The 12,262-nt window shown below is 65.9% G+C and carries 12 protein-coding genes and 4 tRNA genes; 5 read left to right on the top strand and 11 right to left on the bottom strand.

What is annotated here, in order from left to right; all coding sequences use genetic code 11:
- The first annotated feature begins 5 nt into the window (after nt 1–5).
- Both G6N09_RS20055 and G6N09_RS11745 read left to right on the top strand, forming a co-directional pair.
- Nucleotides 6–245, top strand: coding sequence for a helix-turn-helix transcriptional regulator (locus tag G6N09_RS20055; protein WP_407662693.1), 240 nt, complete (start codon nt 6–8; stop codon nt 243–245).
- A complete protein-coding gene (locus tag G6N09_RS11745; protein ID WP_083027758.1) occupies nt 245–1,399 on the top strand; it encodes a tyrosine-type recombinase/integrase in 1,155 nt (384 codons plus the stop codon). Before G6N09_RS20055 ends, G6N09_RS11745 begins: the two co-directional genes overlap by 1 nt.
- A 38-nt stretch (nt 1,400–1,437) precedes the next feature.
- Here G6N09_RS11745 and G6N09_RS11740 read toward each other — a convergent pair.
- From G6N09_RS11740 to G6N09_RS11730, 3 genes are all read right to left on the bottom strand, one after another.
- Nucleotides 1,438–1,514 (bottom strand) — tRNA-Phe (locus G6N09_RS11740).
- A 30-nt stretch (nt 1,515–1,544) separates the two neighbouring features.
- Nucleotides 1,545–1,618: transfer RNA gene (locus tag G6N09_RS11735), tRNA-Asp, on the bottom strand.
- A gap of 43 nt (nt 1,619–1,661) precedes the next feature.
- Nucleotides 1,662–1,734: transfer RNA gene (locus G6N09_RS11730), tRNA-Glu, on the bottom strand.
- 134 nt (nt 1,735–1,868) lie between these two features.
- Between G6N09_RS11730 and G6N09_RS11725 the strand changes: the two genes are divergently transcribed.
- Both G6N09_RS11725 and gjpA read left to right on the top strand, forming a co-directional pair.
- A tRNA-Lys gene (locus G6N09_RS11725) sits at nt 1,869–1,944 on the top strand.
- A 261-nt stretch (nt 1,945–2,205) separates the two neighbouring features.
- Nucleotides 2,206–3,177 (top strand): outer membrane porin GjpA, encoded by a 972-nt coding sequence (gjpA, locus tag G6N09_RS11720; protein WP_083027759.1) that lies wholly within the window; start codon nt 2,206–2,208, stop codon nt 3,175–3,177.
- Nucleotides 3,178–3,196: 19 nt separating this feature from the next.
- Here the strand turns inward: gjpA and G6N09_RS11715 are convergent, their stop codons facing one another.
- Nucleotides 3,197–4,102: a class I SAM-dependent methyltransferase gene (locus G6N09_RS11715; protein ID WP_083027760.1), complete on the bottom strand. Its 906-nt coding sequence runs from the start codon at nt 4,100–4,102 to the stop codon at nt 3,197–3,199.
- Nucleotides 4,103–4,164: 62 nt separating this feature from the next.
- A complete protein-coding gene (locus G6N09_RS11710; protein WP_083027782.1) occupies nt 4,165–5,529 on the bottom strand; it encodes a cytochrome P450 in 1,365 nt (454 codons plus the stop codon).
- Between the two features lie 165 nt (nt 5,530–5,694).
- Here G6N09_RS11710 and G6N09_RS11705 point away from each other — a divergent pair, with 165 nt between their 5' ends.
- Nucleotides 5,695–6,105, top strand: coding sequence for a lipocalin-like domain-containing protein (locus G6N09_RS11705; RefSeq protein ID WP_083027761.1), 411 nt, complete (start codon nt 5,695–5,697; stop codon nt 6,103–6,105).
- Here G6N09_RS11705 and G6N09_RS11700 read toward each other — a convergent pair.
- The 6 genes from G6N09_RS11700 to tuf form a co-directional block, all read right to left on the bottom strand.
- Nucleotides 6,092–7,060 carry an NADPH:quinone oxidoreductase family protein gene (locus tag G6N09_RS11700; protein ID WP_083027783.1) on the bottom strand — a complete coding sequence of 323 codons (969 nt, stop codon included), beginning with the start codon at nt 7,058–7,060 and terminating at the stop codon, nt 6,092–6,094. The genes G6N09_RS11705 and G6N09_RS11700 overlap by 14 nt on opposite strands.
- Nucleotides 7,061–7,150: 90 nt before the next feature.
- Entirely contained in the window at nt 7,151–7,912 is a 762-nt protein-coding gene (locus tag G6N09_RS11695; protein WP_083027762.1) for an SDR family NAD(P)-dependent oxidoreductase, read from the bottom strand.
- 108 nt (nt 7,913–8,020) lie between these two features.
- Nucleotides 8,021–9,211, bottom strand: a complete 1,191-nt coding sequence (locus G6N09_RS11690; protein ID WP_083027763.1) for an NAD(P)/FAD-dependent oxidoreductase — start codon at nt 9,209–9,211, stop codon at nt 8,021–8,023.
- A gap of 28 nt (nt 9,212–9,239) precedes the next feature.
- A complete protein-coding gene (locus tag G6N09_RS11685; RefSeq protein WP_083027764.1) occupies nt 9,240–10,070 on the bottom strand; it encodes a mycofactocin-coupled SDR family oxidoreductase in 831 nt (276 codons plus the stop codon).
- Nucleotides 10,071–10,121: 51 nt separating this feature from the next.
- The gene (locus G6N09_RS11680) at nt 10,122–10,925 is read right to left on the bottom strand and encodes an SHOCT domain-containing protein (RefSeq protein WP_083027765.1); all 804 of its coding nucleotides are present in this window, start codon (nt 10,923–10,925) and stop codon (nt 10,122–10,124) included.
- A 122-nt stretch (nt 10,926–11,047) separates the two neighbouring features.
- The gene (gene tuf / locus G6N09_RS11675; RefSeq protein ID WP_083027766.1) at nt 11,048–12,238 is read right to left on the bottom strand and encodes an elongation factor Tu; all 1,191 of its coding nucleotides are present in this window, start codon (nt 12,236–12,238) and stop codon (nt 11,048–11,050) included.
- Nucleotides 12,239–12,262 lie beyond the last annotated feature (24 nt).

Raw genomic sequence — 12,262 nt, 5'->3', positions numbered from 1 at the left:
CCATGATGACACGCGGAAACGGTGTCCGAGATGCGCTCATCGCATCCGGGGCTTTCCCGGAACTGTTAACCGCCGAACATGTTTCGGCACTGCTCGGCGTATCTACGGCCACACTGAATCGCTGGGCTTCTGTCCGGGAAACCACTGGTCAACAGGTCGGCCCGCCCTGCTACACCTTGTCGGATCGGGTGCGCCGCTGGGATAGCACCGAGGTCTGTAAGTGGCTCAAGGGACTGCAGCGCTGATGGCCGGCAACACCCCGCGAGGCATCCGAAAGCGCCTCAACGCTGCCGGGGAGCCCCGCTACCAAGTCCGCTACCTGATCCGCGATCCCGACGCGCCGTCAGGCTGGGTCGAGACGTCCGCGACATTCCCGACGCTGCGCGAGGCGAAGGCATTCAAATCCGAACGTGACAACGAGGCCGCACTCGGCGCTCGTCGGTTCGACCCGCGCCTGGGCCGCACACCACTGCAGCGAATCTGGACACAATTCTCCGAATCCAAGAAGCCGGCGGTGTCGCCGAAGACCTGGAGCGGCTACACCCAGCACTGGGAACTGCGCATCAGACCACGGTTCGGTCACGTGCCCGTTGATGAGATCACCCGCGCTGAGGTCCAGGCGTTCGTCGACGGCCTGACGGTCGGGCCGTGGGCGAAGGTGTCAACGCTGCGTCTGCTGCGGTCAATCCTTGACGTTGCCCAACAGGACGGCCGAATTCACCGCAACCCCGCCCTGAGTGTCTCGGCGGGCCGCATTCCCGAGCGGGAACGGCACCGATATCTGACCGCACAAGAAGTGCAGACGCTCGCCGTCGCATGTGGCGATCAGGGCGACGTAGTGACCATCTTGGCCTACACCGGCCTGCGCTGGTCCGAACTTGTCGGCCTCCGCGTCAAGGACATCGACCTGACCGCCCGCCGCCTCTACGTCCGGCGGGCCGCACCGGAGGTCGAAGGCCGCATCGTCATCGGGCCGCCCAAGACCCGGGCCGGCATCCGAACGGTTCCGCTCCCCCAAGTCGTCGTCGACATCTTCAAGGGGCATATCACCGGGCGGGAACCTGACGAACCCGCAGTCACCTCACCCAATGGCGCGATGCTGCGCTCCAACAACTGGCGTCGACACACCCACTGGAACAAGGCCCTCAAAAAGACAGAACTGGCTCCGTTAACCATCCATGATCTACGGCACACCTACGCCAGCCTCGCCCGAAAATCCGGCGCCGACCTGAGATACGTCCAGAAGACCATGGGCCACTCGACGCCGACGGTGACCGCGAACATCTACAGCGACCTCTATGCCGACGAACTCGACCAGGTTGCAACTAACCTCGATCAGCTCCACGCGAACGAGATTCACACACCGAAGACCGGACAAGAACCGGACAAAGAAGACTGACAACCGAGTGCAAGACCCGTGTCGATGCAGGTAAAGAATGGTGGCCAGGGCCGGGATCGAACCGGCGACCTTCCGCTTTTCAGGCGGACGCTCGTACCAACTGAGCTACCTGGCCGGAAGGCACCAGGTGCCTCGCCGCATAGAGCGACCCTGACGGGACTTGAACCCGCGACCTCCGCCGTGACAGGGCGGCGCGCTAACCAACTGCGCCACAGGGCCTTGCTTGTACTGATTCACTCCCGACGTTGCCGCCGCTTGCGAGTACCCCCAACGGGATTCGAACCCGTGCTACCGCCGTGAAAGGGCGGCGTCCTAGGCCACTAGACGATGGGGGCCAGAACCGAATCTCTTCGAGGCACTCACAACGCTTCACGTTGGGAGCTTCGCTAGCTTAGGGCACGGCGGCCCGAATCCTCAAACCCGGCCCCCCTTCGGCGCGGACGGGCAGGCAGTATTCTGTTCCAGCACGGCCCCTATAGCTCAGTTGGTAGAGCTACGGACTTTTAATCCGCAGGTCGCAGGTTCGAGCCCTGCTGGGGGCACCACGCAGGCCAATAGGCGCATCGCCGCCGGTTCGGCCCGTCGATGCGTCGATCGGCTCGCCGCCGCGTGAGCGGTTCGCAAAACATGACGCGAATCACGTCGGCGCCCATGGCCCAACGCCGCGATCAACGCCTGATTCGCGCATGCGCGCCAGAAAGGTCGACCGGATCCCACGAAGTTGGCGATTCACGGGCCCGTCACAGCTACGATCTAGGAATTAGTTATAATAATCACAGCCTGGTTCGTTCGGCCTAGGAGACGCCATGGACCTCACCACTCGCCCCCTCATCACCGCCGGCCTGACGGCCATCGGAGTCGGTCTGATCGCGGCCGCTCCGGCCGCCCCGGTGCCGAGCATTCCCCCGCCGGCCGTGCAGCTTGCCGCTGAATCCGATTTCTTCACGCTGTGGGCCGAGGTCCTGGATCGTGCGTTCACCAACGCCGTCAATCTCGGCACCGAGCTGATCACCGCGCCGCTGCCGATCCTGCAACAGGTGGTGACGAACCAGATCGGCTTCCTGCAGGACTTTCTGCACAATCCGGCGGACATCTTCACCATCGTCGGACAGATGTGGGACAACCTGGTCGCGGGTCTCAATGCGCCGTTCGACCAACCCGATCTCAGCTCCCTGGACCAGGTCCAAACGCTGGCCTACTACTCCCTGAGCGCCTTGATGAGCACGATCGTGCCGGAGAACCCCGAGCTGGGTCAGTGGCTGTTGGATTTCTCCACCACAGATCTCAGTGGCTGGCTCATCGGTGTGGCGGGCGCCGTGGCCAGCCCCTGGGTCGAACTCTCCGGCAGTATCGGCGACATCGTCGACGCGCTTCGCGACAGCGACTGGCTGGGAGCGCTCACCGAAACCCTCAACATCCCCGCGCACATGCTCGACGGATTCCTCAACGGTGCCGGCCCGCTGGACCTGACCTCACTGGCGCAAGATCTCGACCTGCCGGTCATCTCGATCCGGTCACTGGAACTCGAGCTGTCCGGCCTGCTCAGTGATGGCGGATCGATCTTCGGCAGCGTCTCCGGCCTGATCTGTTCGTTCACCATCCCCATCACGGGCGGTTGCGGACTGCCTATCAACATGGTCGGGTCCGAATCGGGTCCGTTGGGCTCACTGATCGACCTCGGCCACACCATCGCCCAGGCGCTGGGATGGGACGGTACGGGCAACCCGCTCGACGCACTGTTTGACGGGCCGGTGATGGCAGAGCTGGCGACGCCCTAGGGCTTCTAGGGCCCGGGAATCAGCTCGGCAGAACGGCACTCAGGTAGGTCATGTCGGCGAACGCCAACGCCAGCTCGTCATCGCCGTACTCCAGGCCGTAATCGGCATAGAGCTCAGCAACACCGCGGCCTGACACCGTCCAGCCGGCGGCGGTCAAGTACTCCACGATGTGGTTCCGCTCGCCGTGATACACCAAGTCACCGACTTCCACGTCGGCCCCCAGCGCCGACATCTTCTCCCGATGCTCACGCCACGCCGGGCTGGCGAACACCGAGGTGTCGCCGATGAACTCACAGGCCACCCGGCTGCCCGGCGCGCTCAGCGATCTGAGGGTGTCGAACAGCGCGTCTTGGGCGTCGGGCTGTAGGTAGATGAGCAGGCCCTCGGCGCTCCACACCGTCGGCGCCTGCGGGTCGAAGCCCGCGGCACGCAGCGCGGCAGGCCAATCGTCGCGCAGATCGATGGCGACGGTGTGGCGCTCGGCTGTCGGCTCGGCGCCCAGGTCACGCAGGGTGGTGGTCTTGAAGTCGATCACGTCGGGAAGGTCGACCTCGTAGACCACGGTTCCCGCCGGCCAGTCCAGCCGGTAGGCCCGGGAATCGAGCCCCGAGGCCAAGATGACCGCCTGGCGCACGCCGTCGCGGGCCGCCGACAGGAAGTGCTCGTCGAAGAATCGGGTCCGCACGCCCATGCCGTGGCCCATCCGGATCGGGTCGAACTCGCCGCCTTCGACCACCGGAATGTCGCCGTCGACCATCCGGGTGAAGAAATCGATGCCCACCGCGCGCACCAGCGGAGCCGCCCAGGGGTCGTCGATGAGCTTGTCCGGCCCCGTCGAGGCCAGGGCGCGCTGCGCGGCCACCATGGTCGCGGTCGCCCCTACGCTGGTGGCCAAATCCCAGCTGTCACTGTCCGTACGCGCCATGGCGATGCCTCTCCGGTTGCTCAGACTGTCTAGCCAGGCTACCGACCTCACGCGGCGCGGCCTCAGCGTGCCGCCGGCACCCCTTCGAGTCCGGCGGGCGCATCTGCCGGCCCGCCGGTGTCACGTCGACGGACCACGGCTCGACCGCCGCGTCCGGCCGCGGTGGTCACTCCTCGGGAATGGTTGCGCTCACCCTTGGCGCCGGTGGGTACGAAGTCGAACTGGCGCAGCAGGGTACGCAGCGTGACGAGCATTTCCATGTTGGCGAATGCCGCTCCCACACAACGGTTCACACCACCGCCGTAAGGGATCCACATTGCCGTGTCGGGCGGGCTCCCCACGAAACGGTCGGGGTCGAACGTGTCGGCATGCGCGAAGTTTCCCTCCGCGGAATGTGTCAATCCGAAGCTGACCACCACCACACGCCGTTCGGGAATCACCCACGGGCCCAATGCGATCCGCTGACGCGTGACGCGTCCGGTCCCCTCGACCACCGGGCGGGTCCGCTGCACTTCCCACACCACGGCCTGCAACAGCTCCGATCCACCCGCATCGGTTTCAGCGACCAGACGTTGTAATACCTCCGGGTGGCGCCGAAGTCGCTCGACCGCCCACGCCAGCGTGGTCGCCGTCGTCTCGTGACCGGCGGCCAACAGCGTCAACAGTTCATCGGCGATGTGCGCGTCGCTGATCGGCTGCCCGTCGTCGTAGCGCGCCGTCAAGAGCAACGACAGCACGTCACTTCGCTCGACAAAGTCGGGAGCCTGACGCGCCTGGGCTATCAGTTGCGAGATCAGCTCGTCGTATCGCCGTCGGTAGGCCTCGTAACGGCCGCCCAGGCTGCGTCGACCGGGAATCCGACGAGCCCGGGGCGGCAGCATCGCCAACCGCGAGCCCAAAGTCACCATCGGAGGCAGCAATCGGCGCAGTTCGTCGAATTCGGCGCCCTGCGCGCCGAAGACCGCCCGCAAGATCACGTTGAGCGTAATGCGCATCATCGAGGGCTGGGTGGCGAACTCACGCCCTTGCGGCCACGTCGCGGTCTCGCGCAGCACCTCTTCTTCGACGATCGACTCGTAGCCGGTCATTCGCTTGCCATGGAAGGGCGGTACCAGCAGCTTGCGCCGCCGGAGATGGTCGGCCCCCTGCAGGCTGAAGGTGGAACCCGGACCCAGCACCGAACCCAAGTTGGATGCCCGAAAGACCAGCTCGCTCTTAGTAGTGAAAAGGTCTTTGATCAGTGCCGGATCGCTGATCACCACGGCGTGCCCGACGATCGGCAGGCGCACCGAGAACGCGCCACCGTAACGACGTCCCAGCGCCCGGATCACCTGCTTGCGAACGGTCAGAAATGCCAGGGCCGCCAGCGGTTTCGGGATGGGTACCTCCGGCGGCATCCGTACGGGATCGCTGGTCGCTAGGGCCACGTCCACACCTTCTCGTCGCAGTGGTACACAGGAGTACCGCCCACGGTAACGTGGCGTACCAGATCGCACAACCCATTGCCGTCGCCGCCAAGCGCCGTCCTGCCCTGCTGAACAGAACGCCTAGAGTGAGGATTTCCGCCGGACCAGGGAATGGGGACGCCGTCGATGCCGAACACGTCAGATGAGCCCGCGGGATTACGCGAAGCGCTCCTGGGCGGCTGGGAACTATCGTCGTGCGACTCGGTCGACATCGACTCCGGCGCGGTGTCACACCCCTTCGGCACGGCGCCACGCGGCCTGATCCTCTACACCGCCGACGGCTACATGTCGGCGCAACTGGCCGGCAGCTCCGATGCGGCCCTACCCACCTACATCGCCTACGGCGGCCGCTTTCGTGTCGAGGAGGAAACCGCCACCGTGCACCACGAGGTGAGCGTCTCGATGTTGCCCGAGCTGCTGGCCCGACCGCAGTTGCGCCACGCCCGGGTCGACGGTGACCGGCTGACCCTCTCGGCGTCGGCCACCAATGACGGCGTGACGACGCACAACACCTTGGTCTGGGTCAGACGTCGATGATCACCTTGCCGACCGCCTTGCGGTCGGCGACGTAGCGCACTGCGGCCGCAGCCTCGGCGAGCGGGAACCGGGCACCGATGTAGGGGCTGACCTCGCCGTCGGCGAACATTCGCTGCAGTTCGGCCAGGTCACGCTCGTTCTCGGCGGGGTAGTCGGTCGCAAAGGTCCGGATCTCCATGCCCTGCACCGTGATTCCCTTGAGCATCACCAGGTTCAGCGGAATCGCCGGGATCGCCCCGGCGGCGTAACCGAGGGTGACGAAGCGCCCCCCGCGGGCCAGACTGCGTAGCGCCGGTTCCGCGTAGGAACCGCCGACGGGGTCCAGTACCGCCTGCGCCCCGTCGCCGGTGATTTCGCGGATCCGCGTTTTGAGATCTTCCCGGTCGTAGTCCACCGTCGCCGCTGCGCCGCGCTCGCGACACACGTCGAGCTTCTCCGGACTCGACGCCGCGGCAAGCACTTTGGCGCCCATCGCCACACCCAGGTCCACGGCGGCCAGGCCCACACCACCTGCGGCGCCCAGCACCACCACCCAATCCCCTTCGGTGATGCGGGCGACGGAACGCAGTGCGTGGTAAGCGGTTCGGTAGGTGATGCCGAATCCGGCCGCAGCCGCGTAGTCGACGCCCTCCGGAATTCGTGTCACTGCCGCGGCCGGCACCAGTGCCTGCTCGGCGAAGCCGCCCACGAAGGACGTACCGACCACCCGGTCTCCAGGGGCGAAGGGCACCCCGTCGCCCACGGCGATCACGTCACCGGCCAGTTCACTGCCGGGCGTGAACGGCGCCGGGATCTTCAGCTGATATTTGCCATCGATCAGTAGCACGTCGGGGAAATTGACCGCCGCGGCGCGCACCCGAACCACGAGGGTGCCGGGCCCCGGCGTGGGGTCCGGAAGCTCTTGGAGTACCAGGTCTTCCGGTGGGCCGTAGTGCTCGCAGACGATCGCGCGCATCAGGCGCAGCTCCATCGAACGCCAGTACTGAGATAAGCACGCATAGTCGACAACCTAGCGCCAGTGCCCTGATCGGCGTCACGCCAGGGGTCAGACGCTGCCGCCGTCCACCCGCACGATCGAGCCGGTGGTGTAGCTGGAGGCGTCCGACATCAGAAACAGCGCGGCGCCGACGATCTCCGGCGGATTCCCGGCCCGGCCCAATGCCGCGTCGCCGAAGAGGTTGGCGTCTTCGGCGAAATCCCACGCTGTGGAGATGTCGGTCAAGAACGGGCCGGGCATCAGCGTGTTGACCCGCACGGTCGGCCCGAAGGCCTGGGCCAGCGCCTCGGTCATGGCGTTGAGGCCGGCCTTGGACGCGGCGTACGGGATGAAGGACGGGTGCGGGCGCAGCGAGCCGTGCGAGCTGACATTGATGATCGACCCCCGGCCCGCGGCCACCATCCGCTCACCGATCAACGCCGACAGCCGAAAGGGTCCCTTGAGGTTGAGGTTCACCACCGCGTCGAACATCTTCTCGGTGACCTCGGACTGGTTGCCGTAGACCGGTGACATGCCCGCGTTGTTGACCAAGACGTCCACCCGGCCGAATCGGTCGTAGGCCGCCGCGACCAATCCGTCGAGCTGATCCCAGCGTCCGACGTGCACGGCGTAGGGCATGGCGCAGCGCCCGGTGGCGGCTTCGATCGCTGCGGCGGTGGCCTGGCAGGCCTCGAACTTGCGGCTGGCGATCAACACATCGGCGCCGCATCGGGCGGCTGCCAACGCCATCTCACGGCCCAGCCCTCGGCTGCCGCCGGTGACCAGCACCACCCGGTCGGTCAGGTCGAAAAGCGAATCCGCGTATCCCATGTCAGCCTGAGAATAGCGTTCACCCGAGATCGCAGCTAGGGCTGTGCATTCCCGAAATCCACGACCCTTGCTGCAATTTCACCACCACCTTGGGGCGGTGACGGGGCGCTAAGGAGCGAGCAGCTCGGAAATGGGCGCGCCTGCTGCGATCTTGGCCCGCACACCCATCACCTTGCCGGGCCGGCCCGCGCCGACCACCCCGGCCAGCACACCGTTGCGCTCGTAATAGGCCAGGAACTTGTGGCCGTCGTCCTCGACCAGGTGCACGGTGTCGGTGGCTTCCGGCTCGCCCAGGCACTGGATCTTCACGTCGTACTGGTCGCTCCAGAAGTAGCTGGGCACCGCCACATCATGCAGGGACTCCTTGCCCAGCATGGTGGGCACCATCACCCGGACCTGGGTGACCACATTGCTCCAGTGCTCGACACGTACCTGATGGCCGTCGCGGCCCCGCCAGAAGGCCACATCACCCACGGCCCACACGTTCGGTGCACTGGTGCGCCCGGTGGCATCGCAGAGCACCCCCCGATCAACTCCGTCGAGCTCGACACCGGTGTCTTCCAGCCACTCGGTCGCCGGCCTTGAGCCCACACCCAGCACCACCACGTCGGCAGCCAGCTCAGTGCCGTCGCTCAGGACGACGGTCTCGACACGTCCCGTACCGCGGACCTCGGCCACTCCGACGCCGGTGCGCACGTCGACACCGTTGGCCCGATGCAGCCTCGTCACCAGCTCGCCGATCTGCTCGCCGAGCACCGATGCCAACGGGGTGGGTTGCGGTTCGACCAGCACCACGTCCACGCCGAGTTTGCGCAGGCTGGCCGCCGCCTCGCATCCGATGAATCCGGCACCGACCACCACCGCCCTTGAGGCTGCGGCAGCGTCGCTCCGCAGCGCCAGGCTGTCGTCGAACGACCGGACCACCCGGACGCCCCCCAGATCACCGAAGCTCGGAATACGCCGCGGCACCAGCCCGGTGGCAATCACCAGCTGCGCATAGCCGAGCACGCTGCCGTCGGCCAGGGTGACCGTCTGGGCCGTGGTGTCGACGCTGCGCGCCCCGCAACCCAGCCGCAGGCTGATGTCGTGGGTGGCGTAGAACTCCGGGGGCTCCAAGGTGGTGTCATCACGGTCACCGCGCAGCACTTCTTTGGTCAGCGGTGGCCGGTCATACGGCAGGCGGGTCTCGTCGGAGACGATGGTCACCGGTCCCGCGTATTCCTCACGCCGCAATTCCTCCGCCGTGCGGACAGCCGCGAGGCCTCCACCGACGATGACGATCCCGTTGTCGGACACCACAATCCCCCTGTTCTTCCGGCCAGGGCGATCAGTACTTCAGCGCACCCTTGTCGACCGGAATCTGGACTCCCGTCAGGATTCCAGAGCCATCACCGGCCAACCAAACCACCACGTCGGAGACCTGATCCGACGTCATGAAGGTCTGCGGGTGCAGCGGCATCGGGGGGAACGCGTGCAAGTAATCGGGTCGCTCGGTGAAGATCTTGGCCATCACCTGGGGCTCGATCATCGGGGTGTCCACCGAGTAGGGGTGAATCGAGTTGACCCGGATGCGGTAGGCACCGACTTCCAGAGCCAGCGTGTTGGTCAGCCCCACCAGGGCATGCTTGCTTGCCGCGTAGTGGCCGTTGCCGGGGGTGGCCTTCAATCCGGCCGAGGAGCTGACGATCACGATCGAGCCGCCGTTGTCGGCCTCGATCATCGCCGGCACCGCGGCGCGAATGGTGCGCCAGGTGCCGGTCAGGTTCACGTCGATGACGGTGTTCCACTGCTCATCGGTGAGCTCCCACAGCCGGCCCCAGCTGAGCACGCCGGCGTTGGCCACCACCACATCGAGCCGACCGAACTGTTCGACACCGTCGTCGACCAGCTTGCGCAGTCCCTCGTCGTCACGCACGTCCACCGGCCGGGCCAGCACCTTGCGGCCCTGGGCCTCCACAGCACTGATCATCTCGGCGAAATCGTCGGGTGTGGCCGGCGGGTAGGTGATGGCCTCCGATGCCGGGCCACAGATGTCGGTGGCGATGATGTCGGCTCCTGCGGCCGCCAACCGAATCGCATGCGAACGGCCCTGGCCGCGCGCCGCACCGGTGACAAAGGCCACTTTGCCCTGCAAGTTGTGGTTTTGGCTCTCGCTCACCTGACGAGGCTAACAGCTCGATCTAGAACGTGTTCTACTGATCGCAAACCGTCACAGATCGGCGATGATCTGTTGGCTTTTCTGCCGGTATTCCTCATCGGTGACGGCTCCCTGCGTGCGTAGGGCCTCCAATTCCTGCAGGCGCTCGCCCGCCGATCGCGGCGCTACGACGCCTCCCCCCGCGGCGCCGGCACTCTGTTCGGCGGCCCGGCGGACCACCGCGGCGACCTGTTGGCGCACCGCCGGATCCGAGCGAATGTCGAGGTCACCCTGCACCGCAATGCCGTGCGATCGCAGAATCTGCAGAATTTCCAGGAGGGGTTCGACCTGGCCGGCCAGATCGTAGGTCCGGTTGTCCTCGGCGAGGGTGAACCGCGCGGGCACCGCGCCGCTCAGCAGGGCGCTGCGCTGCCAGTCGATGTGGTGGTCGTTGGTAGCCGGGTCGACCAGGACAGCTAGCTTGCGCCCAGAGATCAGCGGCAGCCGGTTCAGGGTGGCCAGCACACGATCTTGGGCGTCGAATGGCGCCAGACCTGGCCCTTCGATGTGCAGGTCGAGTTTGACCAGCGGCTGGTTGTTGACCCGGGTTCCGGTCTCATGAATGGCGCTCACCTGCGCCAGGGCCAACACGCCGTGCAGCTCGAGATATTGTTGCCGCCCCGCGACCTTCGCACCGTAGCCGGCCCACAGCAACGCGGCCACCACATCCACACAGGTGACCAGAATGCCCCAGTAGAGCATCCATTCCAGTCCTGCCAGCTTGCCGAAGGCCAGGTAGCAGATCAAGAAGATGGGCCCCACCAGCCCGCCGAACAGCAAGACCAGCAGCTGTGCCTTCAGGTAGCGCCACACCATGTGCGACAGAATATCGCCGCCGCGGAGTCTGGCCGGCAAATACGAAAGCCCCCTTCCCGCGCGGGGAAGGGGGCTCTCGCCTCCGGTGGGCCGGGCGAACCCGGCGACACCGATTGAGGAAACTACTTGATGATCTTGACGACCCGGCCGGCGCCGACGGTACGACCACCCTCACGGATGGCGAACCGCAGACCCTCGTCCATGGCGACCGGCTGGATCAGCTTGACCAGCATCTCGGTGTTGTCACCGGGCATCACCATCTCGGTGCCCTCCGGCAGCGTCACCACACCGGTCACGTCGGTGGTGCGGAAGTAGAACTGCGGCCGGTAGTTGTTGAAGAACGGCGTGTGGCGACCACCCTCGTCCTTGGACAGGATGTAGGCCTGGCCCTCGAACTCGGTGTGCGGGGTGGTGGTGCCGGGCTTGACCACAACCTGGCCACGCTCGACGTCCTCACGCTTGATACCGCGGATCAGCAGACCGACGTTGTCGCCGGCCTGACCCTGGTCCAGCAGCTTGCGGAACATCTCAACACCGGTGACGGTGGTCTTGGTGACGTCGGTGCGGATGCCGACGATCTCGACCTCCTCGTTGACGTTGATCACGCCACGCTCGACACGACCGGTGACCACGGTGCCACGACCGGTGATCGTGAACACGTCCTCAACCGGCATCAGGAACGGCTTGTCGGTCTCGCGGACCGGGTCCGGGATGGACTCGTCGACGGCGTCCATCAGGTCCTCGACGGACTTGACCCACTTCTCGTCACCCTCGAGCGCCTTGAGGGCCGACACCCGAACCACGGGGGCCTCCTCGTCGAACTCCTGGGCACCCAGCAGCTCACGGACCTCCAGCTCGACGAGCTCGAGGAGTTCCTCGTCGTCGACCATGTCCGACTTGTTCAGCGCCACCAGGATGTAGGGCACACCGACCTGACGGGCCAGCAGCACGTGCTCACGCGTCTGCGGCATCGGGCCGTCAGTGGCCGCCACCACCAGGATCGCGCCGTCCATCTGGGCGGCACCGGTGATCATGTTCTTGATGTAGTCGGCGTGGCCAGGCGCGTCGACGTGGGCGTAGTGCCGCTTCTCGGTCTGGTACTCCACGTGGGAGATGTTGATGGTGATACCGCGCTGACGCTCTTCGGGAGCGTTGTCGATCTGGTCAAACGCACGCGACTCGTTCAGGTTCGGGTACTTGTCGTGCAGAACCTTGGTGATAGCCGCGGTCAGCGTGGTCTTGCCGTGGTCAACGTGACCGATGGTCCCGATGTTGACGTGCGGCTTCGTCCGCTCGAACTTCGCCTTCGCCACTTCTTGTCCTCCTGGACTTGTTGG

This window comes from Mycolicibacter minnesotensis (assembly GCF_010731755.1).
Lineage (GTDB): Bacteria > Actinomycetota > Actinomycetes > Mycobacteriales > Mycobacteriaceae > Mycobacterium > Mycobacterium minnesotense.
This window is presented reverse-complemented; position numbering and strand designations above follow the sequence as displayed.